The sequence below is a fragment of the Pontixanthobacter sp. genome (genome assembly GCF_049682855.1).
Classification (GTDB): Bacteria; Pseudomonadota; Alphaproteobacteria; order Sphingomonadales; family Sphingomonadaceae; genus Pontixanthobacter.
On sequence record NZ_JBAUIK010000009.1, the window covers coordinates 210,014 to 229,255 of the forward strand.

Here is a 19,242-nt window from a genome sequence, read left to right on the forward strand (position 1 = left end):
TTAGTCTTGCCGGATAGCTGCGCAGTAAGGTTAACGTGAACTAACCATAAAATGGGTAAGTGGCAGGAACACTTGCCATCGCCGCAAGAAAGCGCCACCTGCCCCTAACATGCTCCCACAAGTCATCATTATCGGTCGCCCGAATGTCGGTAAATCGACACTGTTCAACCGTCTGGTGGGCAAAAAGCTCGCTTTGGTGGATGACCAGCCCGGCGTCACTCGCGACCGGCGCAGCGGCGATGCCGAAATTGCCGGATTGAAATTCCAGATCGTCGATACGGCGGGCTGGGAGGATGATGATCCCGATACACTACCGGGCCGGATGCGGCACCAGACGGAACTCAGTCTGGTTGGGGCGGACGCGGCATTGATGGTGATCGATGCCCGCGCAGGCGTGACCACGCTGGACGAAGAAATCGCGCTGTGGTTGCGCAACCAGAAAGTACCGGTCGTGATGGTGTGTAACAAGGCCGAAGGGAAATCTGCCGAAGCTGGCATTTATGAAAGTTACGCGCTGGGCTTTGGTGATCCCGTGCCGGTATCTGCCGAACACGGCGAAGGGATTGCCGACCTGTTTGGCGCGCTATGGCCGATCATCGGGGACAGCGAAGAACGCATCATCGCCGAAGAAGCCGAAGCTGATGACATCAAAAAACAGGACGAACTGGCCGCCCGCGCCGCTGCCGAGGCGCTGGGCGAGGACTATGTGCCGGAGGATGAAGACCTTTCCGCACCGCTCAAACTCGCCATTGTTGGCCGGCCCAATGCAGGCAAAAGCACTTTGATAAACCGGCTGCTTGGTGAAGACCGCCTGCTGACCGGGCCAGAGGCCGGCATCACGCGCGATTCGATTGCGGTTGATTGGGTGTGGCATGACCCAACCATCGGCAAAGACCGGGATATCCGATTGATTGATACCGCCGGAATGCGCAAGCGCGCCAAAGTGACGGAGAAGCTGGAACGCCTGGCGGTCCAGGATGCCAAGCTGGCGATCGATTTTGCCGAAGTGGTGGTCCTGCTGCTCGATGCGACACAGGGGCTTGAACATCAGGATCTCAAAATTGCCAGCCAGGCGCTTGAAGAAGGGCGCGCCTTGATGATCGCCATTAACAAATGGGATGTCGCCGTGCAGACCGGAGCAGACGATGCGTCCAGCCTGTTTAACGGGGTGAGAGAGGCGCTGAATGAAGGTCTCGCTCAGGTGCGCGGCGTTCCGCTTTTTGCTGTGTCGGCAAAAACCGGCAAGGGGCTTGATACAATGCTACGCGCGGCGTTCACGCTTCGGGCCAGCTGGTCCAAGCGGGTGCCGACTGCGGCGCTTAATCGCTGGTTCGAAGACGCGCAGAACGCCAACCCTCCCCCTGCCCCGAAAGGCAAGCGGATTAAAATGCGGTATATTACGCAATCGAGCACCCGCCCGCCGCGGTTCGTCGTATTCGGAAACCGTCTGGAAATGCTTCCGACCAGCTATGAACGGTATCTGATCAACGGTATCCGCAAAAATCTGGGGTTTGACAGCGTGCCTGTGCGCGTCACGTTCAAGGGGTCAAAGAACCCGTTCCACGTGCGCCAGCAAGCGAGTAAACAGGAACGGACCGAGCGTTAACGCGGTCGCCAGCTATCATTGCGGACTGGCATCGCAGACCCGAACGGGCGACATCGACCCGGCGACATCGAACCGCACCTGCAGCCTTGCCCAGATATAATCATTATTCCCCGGCGGGTTTGCTCTGTAACTGCACGTAATTTTCCAAGCCCATCCGTTCGATCATGTCGAACTGGGTTTCAAGAAAGTCAACGTGCTCCTCTTCACTCGCCAGAATGCCCGCAAACAGATCGCGGGTCACATAATCGCGCACTTTATCGCAATACTCGATCGCATCTGTCAGCAATGGGCAGGCATCATGCTCGACAGCCAGATCAGCTTTCAGAATCTCCTCGACGGTTTCGCCAACCCGCAAATTGTGAATGGCCTGAAAATTGGGCAGACCGCCCAAAAATAAAATGCGTTCCGCCAGCTGATCCGCATGCTTCATCTCATCTATCGATTCGTGACGCTCATATTCGGCCAGCTTGGTCACACCCCAGTCCTGAAGTACGCGGTAATGCAGCCAGTACTGATTGATTGCTGTCAGCTCGTTAGTGAGAGCCTTGTTCAAAAATTCGATTACTTTCGCGTCGCCCTTCATGGCCCGTCTCCTGACAGAAATGCTGAACTGTCATATGACCCAGAATGTGCCGCTTAACAATCCCCCGAACTTTGAAAAACGGCAGAATTGCGCTACTTGCGAGTGATTTGCGTTAGTAAAATATCTTACTCTGCGTAAGCGGGCAGCTGCGCCATTTCACGCTCTTCAGATATTATTGCATTGGCATCGGCGAGGCATTGGCCGCAATTGGGGCGTTTGCCCAGACGCGCATACACAGCCTCTGCATCGCCAGAATTCTGTACCGCCGCACGGCGCAAGTCGGTCTCTCTTATGGCGTTACAAATACAAATATACACGCGGGCAATCCCCTTCGACTGGCAAAGAGTTAATGCGACTTACTCTCAATAGCAAGCGTTATTGTGCGTGGTCTGGGCATCGTGGCCGGACTGCATTTTGCCCGGTCTGCATCGTGCCCGGTCTGCATCGTGCGTGGTCTGGGCAAAAAAAATGCCCTTCCCGTCAGGGAAGGGCAGTACTCGCTTGGGAATGTGAATTCGTAAATGCCGGCTCCTAGCGTGCGGCCATCCGTACGCCGCGATCCTGAGCCCCGGGAAGAGGCGCAGCAGCGGCCCATGTGATACAGCCATTGCCTGACTTTTTCACGGTGGAGCACATCGAGTTGGCACTGGCGCGCTGATCGAAACCGCCAGCGGACACACGGAAATATGTTTTGCCGCGCACCTGCGCTTTGGTGATGACCATTTGATACTTGCTCAGTTGCGGTATGTCTTTGGCGTAAATACCCCATGCCCGCTTGGCCCCCGCTTCGCTGGAAAACGAACCAAGCTGGATCAAATGACCGCCTGCGGAAGGCGTGCTATTGCTGTCCGGCGATGATGTCGCAGGTGCCGCAGCACCCAGCCGAACGGGCATTTTTTGAACAACCGGATCAGAAACGAACTGAACCGCGCTGCTGGTCACCTCAGCCAGCGTAGCACCTCCGGGTGCTTTTGCGGCAAATGCATCTTCAAAACTGTCTGGTTTGGCAACAGACGATGCAGCATAAGCCTGCGCTGCCTGCACGGGTTCAACCCCTGTCGATGGTCCGTTAACTGGCATCAGCTCACCCCCTAGCGGCGGCAATTCATAGGATGCGGCGGCAGCAGTCTGGGTGTTTGGTGCAACAAGAGCTGACGCTTCTGCCGCCAATTGCTGTGCACCGACACTGTTGGCCAGAGCGAGCTGCGCAGGCAACCCGCCGTCCAGGATCACGGGCACTTCCAACAGATCTGCCACGCGCTGTTGATAGGCTTCTGGATTGGCTGTCTGTGCCCATTGACCGATACGGTCGTCAATCTGGTCTGCTGGAACATCTTCCGCAGCCATCAATCGGGCAGCGCGCCAGTCACCGTGCAGCGCATAGGAATAGGCTAGATTCTGCCGCACTTTCGCACTCGATTGACCGCCGCGCAGGGCATTGCCCAGTATATGGATACCGCGCTGGGGTTGCCCCGCCAGCGAGAATGCCAAGCCAAGATCGGCCGGATCAATTTCATCGCGCCAATCATCCAGCACGGCCAGCGCAGCCGCGTTATCGCCCGCAGCAATTTCTGCCAGAGCATAGCTGAGCGCAGTGCGCGGGCTGTTATCACCCAATGACATGGCATCTTTAAAACTGGTCGCAGCGGATGTGAACCTGCCTGCCTCCATATAGGTCGCGCCCAGCATGGCGCGATAGGCCGCGTTACGCGGCTCCGCGAGCACAGCCTGCTCGGCGTGGCTAAGTGCAGCGGTGGTATCGCCTTTCACCAGCGCAGTTTGCGCATCACTGGCCGAGGCAGAGGCTATTGGCGCAGCTTTGGTTGCACAACCGCCGAGGGCAGTCGTGGCAAGGATCGTGGTTACCGCAAGCATGATTGCACGGTTGCCTGATGTTTTCTCCGGCATTTTCTTAGTCATGATACGGTCACCCTTGTTTCATTCTCTAATTCTTCAATCTGTACCGCGCACGTGTGCGGCCAGAGTATCAACATCGTTCATCTGTCCAAGAAGCTGGTCGAGCGCCTCGGTTACCAATTGCTGCGCGCTGCGATTGCGCAAAGTGCAGGCCAGACGCAGTTTCAAATGGCGCTGCGCATCCAACCGCAATGTAAATGCAGCCCGTTTGCCCCGCTCCAGCGCTGGCCTGCGGACCCGTTTGCTGCGGGTTTTGCGGGCTGTCTGCTCCGATATTTGCGGGACTTTCTGTTCCGATGCTGGTCCCGAAACAAGCGCAGCAGATGTTGCTGCTGGCTCTGATGACGGGGCAGCATCCGGGTCCGGTGTGGGGCCGGATACCGGTGCGGGGTCAGGTAGCGATGCGGCGGCGCCTGAGCGTCGCAATGGCGGCGCGGTGTCAGCTTGCCCGGCAGGGCGCGCGTCAATGCGCTGCGCAATCTCTTCCTGCTGACGCAGAACGTTGGGCTTCTTCGCCAGTAACGGCGTGTCAAGCGCCGCCTCTACCGCATCGGGAGCGGCTATTTCAGCATGGCCGCCAGACTGTGCCGGCTGGTTTGAAGGCAATTCGCCGCTGTCATCTTCCACAACCGCGTCGTCGCCACCAGCCGTTGCCGGGGAAAGCCGGAGAACATCGCCAGTGCGCTGATACGCAGCGTTCGCCCCTTCATCGGCGTCTTCGCCCATGTCGTTCCAGCCCAAATCTTCCAGGTTCTGGGTGTCACCGCCAGCCCCCGGCAACACGGCAACCTGACGCCGCATAGCTGGCCTGGCCCCACCTTTGCGGGCAAGCAGGCCGGGGCCTAAAGATGCAAAATTATCGCTCATTTCAGTGTACCCGTCCCCGATTACTGCACGACGCGGCGGCCGAAGCCACCAGCTGCACGATGCGCCGGAGCGACCTGGGCAACGGAATTTGGTGTCGCAAATACCGTGCGGCGGAAATTCTTTTCGAGCCGGTCAGCCATATAATTCCACAGGGCGGTAACCTCGGCTGCAGACCGGCTGTCCGGATCGACTTCCATGACAGTACGGCCATCGATCATTGATGCTGCAAAATCTGTCCGGTGGTGGAGAGTGATCGGCGCCACGGTGCCATGCTGTGACAGTGCGACAGCGGCCTCCGACGTGATCTTGGCTTTTGGCGTTGCGCCGTTGACGACAAATACCAGCGGCTTTCCAGCGCGTTCGCACAGATCGACCGTCGCACCCACTGCACGCAAGTCATGCGGGCTTGGCCGGGTCGGGACGACGATCAGTTCGGCCACGCCGATCACAGACTGGATGGCCAGAGTGATCGCGGGCGGCGTATCGATGACCGCCAGCTTGAACCCCTGCTGGCGCAATGCCTGAAGATCATTTGCCAAACGGGCGACGGTTGTTTGCGCGAATGCAGGATACTCATCCTCACGCTCGTTCCACCAATCGGCGAGCGAACCCTGTGGATCAATGTCAATCAGCACAACTGGACCAGCCCCGGCGCGCTGCGCCTGAACTGCCAGATGCCCTGACAAGGTGGTCTTACCTGATCCACCCTTCTGCGATGCCAATGCCAGTACTCGCAAGGCCAATTCCCCTGATAATCCGTTACATGATCCGCTAGATTGCGATTCACGTATTGAAATCGCAGGATAGGACTAATTTTAGGTTAACGGGCTGCTCATCTCGCCTGAGAAACGGTCCAATCGGTGCAAAACGTAAAAAGAACGCGGCTGGAAACACTTTACTAACGCCCTGTTCACTATACCGTCTGCACGTACTTATGCGGTAAAGAAGGCTCGCAGATAACATGTTGATTGCACGCGCGTTGAAATTGATGGTCGCTGGCGGCGTTCTCGCTGCGTCGGGTCCTGCATTGGCTGATGTCAAAGCGGGGGTGGATGCATGGAGCGCGGGCAATTACTCTGCCGCAGTGGCTGAATGGCGCGGGCCTTCCAATGCCGGTGATCCTGACGCCCAGTTTAACATGGCTCAGGCCTACCGTTTGGGCCGCGGGGTTGAGGCAAATGCGAAGCAGGCAGAAATTCTGTATGCGAAAGCGGCTGCACAGGGGCATATCAAGGCGGCAGACAATTATGGCTTGCTGCTGTTTCAGGACGGTCGGCGCGAAGAGGCGATGCCCTATGTCACTGCCGCTGCCGACCGGGGTGATCCGCGCGCGCAATATTTGATCGGCATCGCCCATTTTAACGGTGATCTTCTACAAAAGGATTGGGTGCGCGCCTATGCGCTGCTGACGCTGGCCAACAGCACCGGTCTGCCGCAAGCCAAACCGGCCATCGCGCAGATGGATGACTTCATTCCGCTGGCACAGCGGCAGGAGGCACAAATTGTCGCGCAATCGCTGAAACGCCAGGCCGAAAGCAACCGCGCGCAGCAATTGGCCGCAGCCGATCTGGGTGTAACGCAGCCATCCTCAGGGGCCATTCCGGCACGCGTTGCACCCAATCCGCCGCGACCGACGCCTGCCCAAGTGGCCGCTGCCGCATCAGTGCGTCCCGTTCTACCCAGCCCGGTAAACCGGATACCGCAGCCGATTGAGCGCACGGTTGTTGCACCCTCCATTGCCGCTGCACGCACGGCCGTATCAGAAGCTGAACGGGTCACCGGCACCGAAACACCCGCCACGGCCGGCGCTGACTTCACCCGTCCTGCTGCATCAACCCCCGCGCCAGTACGCACCGCAAGCGCGCCCCCACCCGGCCCCTCGCCGCGCGCGGCTGCGCCCAGCATAGGCGGCGCAGCTCCGGCAGATCAAGGCGGGACGCCCGAAACCAGTGCGAGTGGCCCTTGGCGGGTGCAGCTTGGTGCATTTGGCGTTCGCAGCAATGCTGACCGATTGTGGTCGCGCCTGTCGGGCAATTCTGCCTTGCGCGGAACGCAGAAACTGGTCGTTCCATCGGGCCGTTTGGTCCGTCTGCAAGCCGCAGGCTTTACGAGCCGCGGCGCCGCACAATCAGCTTGCAATGCGCTGAAACGGAGTGGCCAAAGCTGCCTCGTTACCAAATGAACCCGCCGCCGGTGCTTGTAATACTGCTCGGCAAATACGGATCATTGGCAGCTTTATGATGGTATTGTGAACGCTAGTCTGCGAAAACAGACCATCAGGCAATGAGGGGCGGCCATGAATACGAGCGCACAACATGATGCACATTGGGATGAGGGTATTGGCAAAAATTCCGTAGCCAAGACCGCGCGATTGGTCAGTTTGGATTATATTCGCGGGATCGCTGTCATGGGTATTCTGGCGGCCAATATTGTCGCGTTTGGCCAGCCGTTCATCGCTTATATGTGGCCAGAGGCCTTTCTGACACCGCACGACGCCACATCCGATTATCTTTGGGCCGCGCAATTTGTTGCAGTCGATGGCAAGATGCGCGGGCTGTTCACGTTGCTGTTCGGGGCCGGCATGATGCTGTTTCTTGAAAAAGCTTGGGCGCGCGGATCGGGGCGAAGATTACAGGCGCGCCGATTGCTGTGGCTGTTGATGTTCGGCCTTGTTCATTTCTATCTGATCTGGCGCGGCGATATTTTGATACTCTATGCGATTGCAGGGTTTGCCGCTCTGGCGTTTGTGAAAATGAGCGCGAAACGCCAAATGGTGCTGGGCCTGCTTGGCTATCTCGCCGGGGCGGTGCTCTATGCGCTATTCATGGTTTTGCCTTACATGATTGCCGAGACCGATTTCGGTGAGAACGCAGCATTTGCGGAAACACGGGCAGAGATGGTCAGGGAAACGCAGCGCGAGATTGACGACGCGGCAACTGAAACCAGCATTATCACGCAAGGCAATTATTTTGAATTCGTCAATCACACCATAACTGCGCACGGAACCGATCCGCTATTCACGCTGTTCCTGTTTGGTTTTGAAACTTTGCCACTGATGCTGATCGGTATGGCGCTGTATAATTGGGGCCTTTTTTCAGGCAGATGGAATCCCACGAGAATGCAAATATGGGGGTGGACCGGGGTCATTGGCGGATCGTTGCTGACTGTGCCAATCGCAATATGGGCGCTGGCTGACGGGCTTACCTATTGGGGAACGCTGGCGGCATTTGTCGGCATATCACCCCTGCCCCGCTTACCAGTTATTCTGGGCCTTGTGACTTTGCTCGCGCTTTACGGCACGCATGCCACCGGATGGCTGGGGCAGCGCGTTTCTGCAGCAGGCCGGATGGCGTTTTCCAACTATCTTGGCACCTCGCTCGTTATGATGCTGGTTTTCCACGGATGGGCCGGTGGATTATATGGCGCGCTTACCCGGCCAGAGCTGTATCTGGTGGTGCTGGCGGCGTGGGCAATAATGCTCGCATGGTCCAAACCGTGGCTGGAACGTTTCCAATACGGGCCGCTCGAATGGCTGTGGCGCTGCCTGACATATGGCGCGCTTCTGCCTGTCAAACGAGAGACTTAGGCTCCGGGCCTAAGGCGATGCGCCAACGCGCACACCGCCCTTGAAAACAGCCGTTGCGCGGCCTTGCGCGGGTTGGCGGTCAAATGGGGTATTACCTGCTGATGCCGCCATTCTGGCAGAATCGACGATCCACGGCTTGACCGGGTCGATCAGGCAGATATCGGCATCCTGCCCCGCTTCCAACACCCCGCAATTGACACCAAGCAGCCTGGCCGGGTTGGCCGACAGCAACGCAAGCGCGCGCGGCATATCGATGACATCATCACGCACCAGCGTGAGAGTCATCGCCAGCAGAGTTTCCGCGCCAGCCATGCCCGGCGCGGCATCGGCAAAAGGCAACCGCTTATCTTCGGGTCCGCGCGGATCATGGCCCGATGCAATGATGTCAATCGTACCGTCAGCGATGGCGGCAATCACAGCCTTGCGATCATCCTCGCACCGCAATGGCGGGGAGATTTTGGCGAAAGTACGGAATTGTGCGGTGGCCAAATCGGAAAGCATGAAATGCGCAGGTGTTACCCCGGCTGTAACCGATACGCCCCGCGCCTTAGCACGGCGCACCAAATGCAGCGCGGCAGCCGTGGTGACTTGCCGTATGTGTAACCGGGCATTCGCCATTTCTGCGAGCGCAATATCGCGCGCCACAGCCAGAGCCTCTGCCTCGGCCGGGGCGCTGGGTAGGCCCAGCCGCGTCGCCATATCGCCCGCAGTCGCTGCGGCGTTACCCGCAATCCCGGAATCTTCCGCGTGGCTGACCACCACCAGATTGAGCATTGCGGCATAGCGCAGCAGGCGCAGCATTGCGCCCGAATCCGCGATCCAGCTGCGACCGGTTGCAACACCGCGCGCACCGGCCGCCTGCATCAGACCAATCTCTGCCAATTCCCTGCCCGCAAGGCCCTTGGTCGCCGCCGCCAGCGGATGAACCCACAGATCAGGCTTCCCGCTTTGCGCTACCAACCGCACGCGCGATGGGTGATCGAGGGCAGGAGATTGATCGGGCATCACTACCGCACGGGTTATGCCGCCAAAGTGAAACGCCGGTTTGTCCACCGCAAACGCCCCGAAATCGATCAATCCCGGTGCGATAAACTGCCCGCGCGCATCGACAATCTCGTCACCATCTTCGGGCGAGATATCGCCGGCAGCAGCGATGAGACCGTCCACCAGCCGGACCGCGCCCGCCACCACTTCGCCTGGCAAAACCAATTGTCCGTCAGTAATGGTCAGAGGCAGACGCTGCTTCATACCCAGCCTTCCACCTGGCGTGCCGTGCGGGTCAGCACGTCCAATGCTGCCATCCGGATCGCGACACCCATCTCAACCTGCCGGGTAATGATTGACCGGCCGATCATGTCGGCCACATCGCTATCAATTTCGACGCCGCGATTCATCGGGCCTGGGTGCATCACGAGCGCATCGGGTGCAGCATTTTCAAGCCGCCTTTTGGTGAGGCCAAACAAATGATGATATTCCCGAGCGGAGGGGATGAATTGGCCTTCCATCCGCTCGGTCTGGAGCCGCAGCATCATTACCACATCCGCGCCGTCCAAGGCCGCATCAAACGTGTCAAACGGCTGCGCGCCCATTGCCCTGACACCGTAAGGCATCAACGCTGGCGGCGCACAAAGGCGCACAGTAGCCCCCAGAGCGGTCAGACATAGAATGTTTGACCGTGCCACCCGGCTGTGCAGGATATCGCCGCAAATCGTCACTGTCAGGCCGGTGAAATCATCGGCATTATGCCCGCGTTCTCGTAGAGCATGACGCAGCGCCAGTGCATCGAGCAGCGCCTGTGTCGGATGCTCATGCTGCCCGTCACCAGCATTCAGCACCGGACAATCGACTTTGCCGGCAATCAATTCAACCGCGCCGCTGGAACCATGCCGGATCACAATCGCATCAGCCCGCATCGCGTTGAGAGTGATCGCAGTATCAATCAGCGTCTCACCTTTTTTCACACTGCTGGTCGCGGCGTGCATGTTCACGACATCAGCACCGAGCCGTTTGCCAGCAATTTCGAAACTGAGCAGCGTTCGCGTAGAGTTTTCGAAAAACGCATTGATAACCGTCAGGCCAGCCAGAACGTCGCTATGCTTGGCGCTCTGGCGGTTAAGATTGACCCATTGTTCAGCTTCATCCAGCAAGAACAGAATTTCGTGACGTGCCAACTGCCCGATCCCGACCAGATCGCGGTGCGGAAAGGCCAGCTTCCCCGCTGGGTATTCCCGCGAAAGGCCAGACCTGGCTGGTGTGGATTGGACCGGTATCATCAAACCAAAGCCCTTAGTCGAGCCAAGTTGACGGCTCAAGCGGTTTCGGCTGGCATCACGCTGTTATCATCTCTAAGCAGCCATCATACATTCTACAGGGACTGACATAATATGGCATTTGCAGGTAAAGTATGGCGATTGCTGGTTGGTATTAAGGATGGTCTCGGCCTGATCTTTCTGCTGCTGTTTTTTTCATTATTGTACAGCGTATTGACTGCCAGCCCCAGCCCGGCCCAGGTTCGCGACGGCGCTTTGCTGCTCGATCTTGACGGGATTGTGGTCGAGGAAAAATCGGTCGTCGATCCGGTTGACGCGCTGCTCTCCGGCCAGCAGCCAATCGCTGAATTCCAGATCCGCGATCTGGTCCACGCCCTCGATACTGCAGCCGCTGATGAGCGGATTACATCGGTCGTGTTTGATCTTTCAAGCTTGATCGGCGGCGGTCAAGTGCACATGCAAGCTCTTGGTGAGGCGATTGAACGGGTCAAAGCCGCCGATAAACCAGTCCTTACCTATGCGATCAGCTATACAGATGACGCGATGAAAATCGCCGCCCATGCTAGCGAGGCATGGGTTGACCCGCTGGGCGGCGCATTCATCGCGGGGCCAGGCGGCTCGCGGCTTTATTTTGGCGAACTGCTAGAAAATCTGAAGATCAACGCGCGCGTCTATCGGGTCGGCACTTACAAATCCGCAGTGGAACCGTATCTGCGCAGTGGAATGTCACCCGAGGCGCGCGAAAATGCCGAAGCACTTTACGGTGCGTTGTGGGAAGAATGGCAAGCCAATGTCAGCAAAGCGCGCCCCGGTCTTGATCTTGATTTGGTAACCAAAACACCCGCTGAATGGATCGCTGCCAATGAGGGGGATCTGGCGACAGCAGCATTGGAAGCCGGCCTTGTTGACAAGCTGGGCAGCCGCACCGAATTTGGTGACCGTGTTGCTGAACTGTCGGGCAAGGATGAGTGGGACAAAACGCCGGGCGCTTACACATCAACGCCGCTTGACGCATGGCTGGCTGACAATCCGGTTGAGGAAGATGGCGATGCGATTGCGGTCGTTACCATAGCTGGTGTGATCGTTGATGGAGACGCTGGCCCGGGTACGGCTGGCGGAGACCGCATCGCCGGGCTGCTCGACGACGCGTTGGAACAGGAGCCAAAGGGACTGATTATTCGGGTCGATTCGCCAGGTGGTTCGGTTTTGGCGTCAGAAGAAATCCGCCGCGCGGTGCTGCGTCACAAGGCCAAGGATATCCCGATTGCCGTGTCGATGGCCAACGTGGCGGCCAGCGGCGGTTACTGGGTGGCAACGCCCGCTGATCGCATTTTTGCGGAACCGGAAACCATAACCGGTTCAATCGGCATTTTTGCAGTTATCCCGACCTTTGAAAACGCGGCAGCAGAGTGGGGTATTAATGGCGACGGCGTCAACACAACACCTTTGTCAGGCCAGCCCAATCTCGTGGCAGGCTTCACGCCGGAAGTCGATGCCATTTTGCAGAGTGTCATTGAGGATGGCTATTCCGATTTCCTGACCCGCGTGGCCGAGGCGCGCGGCATGACAGCAGCCCAGGTGGACGCGGTTGGCCAGGGCCGTGTGTGGGATGGCGGCACGGCGCGCCAGATCGGTCTGGTTGATCAGTATGGCGGTATTGAAGATGCCGCTGAATGGGTTGCCAAGGAAGCCGGATTGGCGGAAGGTGAATGGTATCTGGATTACCTTGCAAGCGCGCCAGGCGAATATGACAATCTGCTTCGTGCGCTGATGAGCGGCGACGCGCCGCCCGCCAGAAATGGCGACATGTTTGCTATGGTATCGGGGCGGCAACAGGCGATCATAGCACAGGCACAGGCCGATTTCGAATTATTGACGTCGGGCCGGGGTATGCAGGCCTATTGTCTGGAATGTCCAGGTGTCGCTCCGGCGCGGGTCCATGCAGATGCACGTCAGGGTTGGTTCGCACGGCTTGCGGCGGCCTTCATCGGCTAGCAAGGCAACGCATATTACGCAGCCAGGGCAATCATAGCTGAATTGCGGCGGTTGGCTGGCCAGGACCACGCTGAGCCTCAATGCAGGGCCGCGCGGTGGCAACCGTATCGCCTATTGGCGGCGTCACCTGCGCTGCCGTGGCGGTATCGACCGGCGTTACCTGCTGCCACAAAGGTGGCCTGTACGCATGCCCTAATGCCGCCAACGGCCGATCCTGGAAGCCGGTTTCGGAGGCTGCCCTCGCGGTCGTGGGCGGGGTACGCAGTGGTAAAAAAAGCGCGAGAGCCATGCCTTGGTCCCCGCGCTTTTGGTAAACATGCTTGCCCGATGGTTACATTGCTGTCGCCTTGACCTTCGGCGGGTTCTTTGCAGGAGGATTGGTTGCTGGGGGATTGGTTGCTGGGGGCGCTGCACCTTCCTGCTTTTCAGAATATTTCTTCCATGCATATCCGCCAGCGGCAATTGCAACCATTGCGGGGATACTTGCCCGGCGCAAAACGGCCATAGACACAATTCCCAAGGCCGCACCAGCGGGTCCGCCGATGCTGTTTGTCGTTCCCGCCAGCTTTTTGCCGGCAATTCCTGCGATAATATTCTTGATCATGATACGCTCCTTTATGGGATATCAATAACTTGGCCGCGCTTTCGTTCCGTGCGGGCGTTGGCGGCTTCCACGGTAAAGCTGCGTGGTTTGCGGTCCCAGTCTGCGTTGGCGAAGATCACCAGATCGTCCGGTGCGACATCATTGGCTGCGTAAATGTCCCATGTCATATGGATCATGTCGGGATGGCCCCATATGCGCACCGCATTCCAATACCGGTCATCACGAAATCCGACAAAATGAAGAAGCGCAGCCATGCCAGTAAATAGCCATGCGAATGCTTGAGGCAAAATCAAAACGAGTCCATAGCATCCGCCATGCATGATATTCGTACTATTCGCGAAAACCCCGAAGCTTTCGATGCCGCGATTACCCGGCGCGGGATAGAACCCGTGGCTGCCAAAATTATTGAGCTGGATGAAGCACGCAGAGCCGCTGCAACCAAAATTCAGGAAGCACAATCCAAACGTAACGCCGCTTCCAAAGCTATCGGCCAAGCAATGGGGCAAGGCGACACAGCCAAAGCGGAGACGCTGAAAGCCGAAGTTGCAGACATCAAGCAGACCATGCCTGTGCTGGAGGAAGACAACCGGCGATTAGGCGCGGAGCTGCAAGATTACCTCGCGCGTATACCCAACCTGCCCGCTAGCGATGTGCCCGCTGGCGATGATGAAGACGCGAATGTCGAAATTTCCGTCTGGGGCACAAAACGCACCTTTGATTTCACCCCGCAGGAACATGCCGATATCGGTCCCGCATTGGGGATGGATTTTGAAACCGGCGCGAAGCTATCGGGTGCGCGATTTACCTTTCTGCGCGGCGGAATGGCCCGGCTGCACCGCGCGCTCGGCCAATTCATGCTCGACCATCAGGTCACCGCGAACGGGTATACCGAATGCGCCCCGCCCGTATTGGTGCGTGACGAGGCAATGTATGGTACGGATAAGTTGCCTAAGTTTGCCGAGGATTCCTTCCGAACGACTGATGATCGCTGGCTTATCCCCACAGCGGAAGTCAGCCTGACCGCTTCGGTTCAAGGCGATCTGCTTGACGAGACTGTTTTTCCGATCCGCATGGCTGCGCTGACCCAATGTTTCCGCAGCGAAGCAGGGTCTGCGGGCAAGGATACGCGCGGTTTCATCCGCCAGCACCAGTTTGAAAAATGCGAACTGGTCAGCATCGTCAAGCCCGAAGAGAGCGAGGCCGAGCACGAGCGGATGACTGATTGCGCAGAACAAATATTGCGGGCACTCGAATTGCCCTATCGCAAGATGCTGCTGTGCATCGGCGATATGGGTTTCGGCGCGCGCAAAACCTATGATCTGGAGGTTTGGCTGCCAGGACAAGGCGCTTACCGTGAAATCAGTTCCTGTTCCAATACAGGCGATTTCCAAGCCCGGCGTATGGGCACACGCTTTAAGCCTGAGGGCGAGAAAAACTCTGTCTTCCCGCATACTCTAAATGGTTCCGGCCTGGCCGTGGGGCGCACGGTGGTGGCGGTGATGGAGAATTATCAAAACGCCGATGGCAGCATTACCGTTCCGGCTGCATTACACCCCTATATGGGCGGCGTTGAAACGCTGGAGCCAACTGCCTGATGCGCATTCTGCTCACCAATGATGACGGTATTTTTGCGCCCGGTTTGGAAGTGCTGGAAGACATAGCGGCGCAATTTAGCGATGATGTCTGGATCTGCGCCCCGCATGAGGAACAATCGGGCGCGGGCCATTCATTGTCGCTCAATGCCCCTGTACGCCTCCACAAACATGGTCCGCGCCGCTTTTCGGTCACCGGAACACCGACCGATGCGGTGACTTTGGCGCTGCGCAAAGTGATGGACAGCCCGCCCGATGTGATTCTGTCGGGCGTCAATCGCGGTGCCAATCTGGGCGATGATATTACTTATTCGGGCACTGTCTCTGCTGCTATCGAAGGCGCGCTGGCGGGGATCCGCTCGATCGCGTTGAGTCAGGTGTATGATCGCGGCGCCAATCACGAACAGTTTGACGCAGCGCGGCAGTGGGGCGCAAGGGCGGTTGCGCCCTTACTCGATACGCCCCTGCCCTCAAGAACTCTGGTCAATGTAAACTTTCCCCCGATTACAGGCGCAGCAGTTGCCGGGATCCGCGCAGTCCGCCAGGGTTTTCACGACTATTCACGCGGCTCAGTAGTCGAAGGGAAGGACCCGCGCGGTCTGCCCTATTACTGGTTTGGGCTGCACGCGATCGAGCATACGCTGGATCACGGGACCGATCTGGAAGCAATTGACGAAGGCTTTGTATCGGTGACACCGCTGCAATTGGACCTGACCCATCACGCCTCCATCGGCGCTTTAGCTGAAAGGTATCAGACATGAAAAACTGGGTGCTCCTTGTACTGTCTCCTTTATTGTTGGCGGCGGGCAATCCCGCAACCGAGACAGAGCATACGGTCGAGGAAGGCGAGACGCTTGGCGGAATTGCAGGGCGCGCGAATGTACCCGCAGCGGTTATTGCGGCGGCAAACGGCCTGGTCGAACCCTATAATGTGCGGGCCGGCCAGACGCTGCAGATACCCCGCCAGCGCGTGCATATTGTGAAGGACGGCGATACCGGTTTCGGTATTGCCCAGCGTTACGGTGTGCCCTTTGCCAATATCGCCATCGCGAATGGACTGGCGGAGCCCTATACTATGGTAACCGGTGACCGGCTGATTATCCCGGCAGTGATGAAGGTGGCCGAAAACCCGCAGGCACCGCGCACAGAACCTTATTTCCGTTGGCCCCATGACGGGCGCGTAATGCTCGGCTATTCGCTACGGGCTGATGGCGGCGGCCATGATGGGCTCGATTTCGCCGCCAACCGTGGCGATATGGTTCGCGCAGCAGCGTCGGGCAGCGTGGTCTTCGCCGATCTTGAACCAAAACGCTTTGGCCGGCTGGTGGTGATCGACCACGGCAATGGCTGGCGCACCCGCTACGGCCATTTGGACAGGATTACTGTCAAGCTGGGTGATGTCGTCAAAACCGGTGAACGGATCGGCACAGCAGGACAGGCGGGCGTGGCGACGCGGCCGGAGGTCCATTTCGAAATCATGCAGAATAACAAGCGCGTCGATCCGGCCAGCAAATTGCCAGGGCGATAGACTGCGATGGATCAGCAAATCGACCGGATCGGAACCGGCAGCGGGCGGCGGCGCGTGCGGGGGCCGAAGTTCCAACCGCTGCGCCGCGCCACCCGCGTCCCCGTATGGGGCGATCTGGCCATTCGTATCGGGTTGGCACTATTCCTGATCACAATTGTGGTGCTGATCCATTGGTGGGACCGTGGCGGTCTGGTCGATTCAGTGGACGGCGAGGTCAGCTTCTCAGACGTGATTTATTTCACCATGATTTCGGTGACCACCACCGGCTTTGGAGACATTGCCCCGGTTACCGATCGCGCGCGCATGGTGGAAGCGATAATCGTTACCCCCATCCGGTTTGCGGTATTCTTCATTTTCGTAGGCACAGCCTATAATTTCATCATCAAGCGCAGCTGGGAGAAGTTTCGCATGGCGCGTATTCAGGAAAAACTATCGGGTCATGTAATCGTCCTGGGATATGGCGTGTCCGGCTCTGAATCGGTTAGCGAGTTGATCGAACGGGGTACTGACCCGCAAGACATTGTCGTCATCGACCCTAGCGAGGAACGACTGCTGGAAGCCGAAAAGCTGGGCTGCAATGTTATGGCGGGCGATTCCACCCGCGATGAAATCCTTAAGGCAGTGCGCGTGACGGAAGCCAAAAACGTGCTGGTTTCTGCCGGGCGTGACGATACTTCGATCCTGATCGTTCTGACGGTACGCCATCTGGCCCCCAAAGTGCCGATCAGCGTGGTGGTTCGCGCTGACGACAATGAATTGCTGGCCCGGCAGGCCGGCGCCAATATTGTGATCAACCCGGTCCGCTTCACCGGTCTGTTACTCGCAGGGTCCGCCAAGGGCGCGCATATCGCCGATTATCTTGCGGACCTGGCCTCCGTCACCGGCAGGGTGCAGCTGGTGGAACGCGAAATTACCGAAGCGGAATGCGGCTGCGGCATTACCGAGCTTGGGACAGGCGGGCGCGGATTGCGCGTATATCGTGATGGCCGCGTCCTCGGCTTTTGGGAAGACGAATGCCAGAATTTGCAGGCTGGCGATATTGTGGTCGAGATCGTCCCCACCGAAAGCGGCGAAAATCAGGGTGACGGCCATAATGGCCAGCATTGATCGGTAATATCTGGCATGCGCTGATATTCCAGTGTAGTGCGCGCCCCGATCATGGACACACAGACCCGCACCCCGCACACCATTCCCGCCGCCAAGACCGTGGGCATGGTCAGCCTCGGCTGTCCCAAGGCGCTGGTCGATTCAGAACGCATCCTGACCCGCCTCCGCGCCGATGGCTACGCCATGTCGCCCGATTATGCGGGCGCGGATGTGGTGCTGGTCAACACCTGCGGCTTCCTCGACAGTGCGAAGGAGGAAAGCCTGGCCGCGATCGGCGAAGCCATTGCCGAGAACGGCCGCGTCATCGTGACCGGCTGCATGGGCGAGGATGCCGATGCCATCCGCGCCGCGCATCCGCGGGTCCTCGCGGTTACGGGCGCGCATCAATATGAACAGGTCGTCGATGCCGTTCATACCCATGCCCCGCCCAGCCAGGGCCCGTTTGTCGATCTGGTCCCGCAACCATCGCAGATCGATATCAAACTCACCCCGCGCCATTACAGCTACCTCAAGATTTCAGAGGGCTGCAACCATTCCTGCGCGTTCTGCATCATTCCCGATCTGCGCGGGAAACTCGCCAGCCGCCGGATCGATGCCGTTTTGCGAGAGGCGGAGAAACTCGTCGCGGCGGGCACCAAAGAACTACTCATCATCAGCCAGGACACCTCGGCTTACGGGGTCGATACACGGCATGAGAGCCGCGAGTGGAAGGGCCGCGAGGTCCGCGCGCATATGACCGACCTTGCGCGCGAGCTGGGCCAGCTCAAAACTCCCGAGGGGGCCACCGCGTGGACCCGCCTGCATTATGTCTACCCCTACCCCCATGTTGACGCGGTGATCCCGCTCATGGCGGACGGGCTGCTGACGCCCTATCTCGACATTCCGTTCCAGCACGCCAGCCCAAAAGTGCTAAAAGCGATGCGCCGCCCGGCTAATGAAGCCAAAGTGCTCGAACGGCTGAAAAGCTGGCGCGCAATCTGCCCCGATATCGCCATTCGCAGCAGCTTCGTGGTCGGTTTCCCGGGCGAGACGGAGGAGGATTTCCAGTACCTGATAGACTGGCTGGAGGAAGCGCAATTGGACCGCGTGGGCGCGTTCCGCTTTGAACCGGTCGAGGGCGCGCGGGCCAATGCCCTGCCCGATCCTGTGCCGGAGGGCGTGAAGGAAGAACGCTACGCCCGGTTGATGGAAGTGACCGCGCGGATCAGCGCCGCCAAATTGCAGGCCAAGATCGGCAAAACCATCCCCGTGATCGTGGATGAAGTGGGCGAGGCGGACGAGGACGGCGACACCGCCGGTTCTCGCGGAGCAAACGCGCGCAGCCAGGCCGACGCGCCGGAGATTGACGGCAATGTCTTCCTGCGCAACGTGCCCGCGACTCTGACGCCCGGCGATATTCTGGATGTACAAGTGGAGGATGCCGACGCGCATGATCTCTACGCGGTTCCGGTTTAGGCTCCGGTTTAGGCGCATTTGTAGGACACGGTTGGAAAGGGACGGTCACCGCCTTTTTCGCACAGTGTGACCTTTCGCGCAAACCTCTGAAATGACGGAGATTTTGCAGGTACACGCGCGAAAGAGTGTGAC

General features: G+C 58.6%; 18 protein-coding genes. 9 read left to right on the forward strand and 9 right to left on the reverse strand.

Going from position 1 to position 19,242, the window contains the following annotated elements; translation table 11 throughout:
• The first annotated feature begins 109 nt into the window (after nt 1-109).
• Nucleotides 110-1,606: a ribosome biogenesis GTPase Der gene (gene der / locus WA922_RS06745; protein ID WP_424770919.1), complete on the forward strand. Its 1,497-nt coding sequence runs from the start codon at nt 110-112 to the stop codon at nt 1,604-1,606.
• Between the two features lie 103 nt (nt 1,607-1,709).
• On the opposite strand, the gene bfr is transcribed toward der, so the two are convergent.
• The 5 genes from bfr to WA922_RS06770 all read right to left on the reverse strand — a co-directional run bounded on the left by bfr (nt 1,710) and on the right by WA922_RS06770 (nt 5,710).
• Nucleotides 1,710-2,189 carry a bacterioferritin gene (bfr, locus tag WA922_RS06750; protein ID WP_424770920.1) on the reverse strand — a complete coding sequence of 160 codons (480 nt, stop codon included), beginning with the start codon at nt 2,187-2,189 and terminating at the stop codon, nt 1,710-1,712.
• 125 nt (nt 2,190-2,314) lie between these two features.
• On the reverse strand, nt 2,315-2,506 hold the full coding sequence (locus WA922_RS06755; RefSeq protein ID WP_424770921.1) for a (2Fe-2S)-binding protein: 192 nt from the start codon (nt 2,504-2,506) through the stop codon (nt 2,315-2,317).
• 214 nt (nt 2,507-2,720) lie between these two features.
• Entirely contained in the window at nt 2,721-4,109 is a 1,389-nt protein-coding gene (locus WA922_RS06760; RefSeq protein ID WP_424770922.1) for an SPOR domain-containing protein, read from the reverse strand.
• A 33-nt stretch (nt 4,110-4,142) separates the two neighbouring features.
• Nucleotides 4,143-4,973, reverse strand: coding sequence for a hypothetical protein (locus tag WA922_RS06765; RefSeq protein ID WP_424770923.1), 831 nt, complete (start codon nt 4,971-4,973; stop codon nt 4,143-4,145).
• Between the two features lie 20 nt (nt 4,974-4,993).
• Nucleotides 4,994-5,710, reverse strand: coding sequence for an AAA family ATPase (locus tag WA922_RS06770; RefSeq protein ID WP_424770924.1), 717 nt, complete (start codon nt 5,708-5,710; stop codon nt 4,994-4,996).
• Nucleotides 5,711-5,934: 224 nt separating this feature from the next.
• Between WA922_RS06770 and WA922_RS06775 the strand changes: the two genes are divergently transcribed.
• Both WA922_RS06775 and WA922_RS06780 read left to right on the forward strand, forming a co-directional pair.
• Entirely contained in the window at nt 5,935-7,155 is a 1,221-nt protein-coding gene (locus WA922_RS06775; protein WP_424770925.1) for an SPOR domain-containing protein, read from the forward strand.
• Nucleotides 7,156-7,269: 114 nt separating this feature from the next.
• Complete coding sequence (locus WA922_RS06780) at nt 7,270-8,559, forward strand: DUF418 domain-containing protein (RefSeq protein ID WP_424770926.1); 1,290 nt, start codon at nt 7,270-7,272, stop codon at nt 8,557-8,559.
• A 9-nt stretch (nt 8,560-8,568) separates the two neighbouring features.
• On the opposite strand, the gene WA922_RS06785 is transcribed toward WA922_RS06780, so the two are convergent.
• Complete coding sequence (locus WA922_RS06785) at nt 8,569-9,807, reverse strand: dihydroorotase (protein ID WP_424770927.1); 1,239 nt, start codon at nt 9,805-9,807, stop codon at nt 8,569-8,571.
• The gene (locus WA922_RS06790; RefSeq protein ID WP_424771006.1) at nt 9,804-10,832 is read right to left on the reverse strand and encodes an aspartate carbamoyltransferase catalytic subunit; all 1,029 of its coding nucleotides are present in this window, start codon (nt 10,830-10,832) and stop codon (nt 9,804-9,806) included. The genes WA922_RS06785 and WA922_RS06790 overlap by 4 nt, the downstream gene beginning before the upstream one ends.
• A 111-nt stretch (nt 10,833-10,943) precedes the next feature.
• On the opposite strand from WA922_RS06790, the gene sppA reads away from it, so the two are divergent.
• Nucleotides 10,944-12,824, forward strand: a complete 1,881-nt coding sequence (gene sppA, locus WA922_RS06795; protein WP_424770928.1) for a signal peptide peptidase SppA — start codon at nt 10,944-10,946, stop codon at nt 12,822-12,824.
• A gap of 331 nt (nt 12,825-13,155) precedes the next feature.
• Here sppA and WA922_RS06800 read toward each other — a convergent pair whose 3' ends face one another.
• The gene (locus WA922_RS06800; protein ID WP_424770929.1) at nt 13,156-13,428 is read right to left on the reverse strand and encodes a hypothetical protein; all 273 of its coding nucleotides are present in this window, start codon (nt 13,426-13,428) and stop codon (nt 13,156-13,158) included.
• Between the two features lie 11 nt (nt 13,429-13,439).
• Nucleotides 13,440-13,682, reverse strand: coding sequence for a hypothetical protein (locus WA922_RS06805; RefSeq protein ID WP_424770930.1), 243 nt, complete (start codon nt 13,680-13,682; stop codon nt 13,440-13,442).
• 60 nt (nt 13,683-13,742) lie between these two features.
• Here WA922_RS06805 and serS point away from each other — a divergent pair, with 60 nt between their 5' ends.
• Genes serS through rimO form a run of 5 tightly spaced genes read left to right on the forward strand, consistent with a single transcriptional unit; the run spans nt 13,743 to nt 19,110 of the window.
• A complete protein-coding gene (serS, locus tag WA922_RS06810) occupies nt 13,743-15,023 on the forward strand; it encodes a serine--tRNA ligase (RefSeq protein WP_424770931.1) in 1,281 nt (426 codons plus the stop codon).
• Nucleotides 15,023-15,781: a 5'/3'-nucleotidase SurE gene (gene surE / locus WA922_RS06815; RefSeq protein WP_424770932.1), complete on the forward strand. Its 759-nt coding sequence runs from the start codon at nt 15,023-15,025 to the stop codon at nt 15,779-15,781. Before serS ends, surE begins: the two co-directional genes overlap by 1 nt.
• Nucleotides 15,778-16,548 (forward strand): peptidoglycan DD-metalloendopeptidase family protein, encoded by a 771-nt coding sequence (locus WA922_RS06820; RefSeq protein WP_424770933.1) that lies wholly within the window; start codon nt 15,778-15,780, stop codon nt 16,546-16,548. Before surE ends, WA922_RS06820 begins: the two co-directional genes overlap by 4 nt.
• A gap of 6 nt (nt 16,549-16,554) precedes the next feature.
• The gene (locus WA922_RS06825; RefSeq protein ID WP_424770934.1) at nt 16,555-17,655 is read left to right on the forward strand and encodes a potassium channel family protein; all 1,101 of its coding nucleotides are present in this window, start codon (nt 16,555-16,557) and stop codon (nt 17,653-17,655) included.
• A 51-nt stretch (nt 17,656-17,706) separates the two neighbouring features.
• Nucleotides 17,707-19,110, forward strand: a complete 1,404-nt coding sequence (rimO, locus tag WA922_RS06830; RefSeq protein WP_424770935.1) for a 30S ribosomal protein S12 methylthiotransferase RimO — start codon at nt 17,707-17,709, stop codon at nt 19,108-19,110.
• The last annotated feature ends 132 nt before the right edge of the window (nt 19,111-19,242 follow it).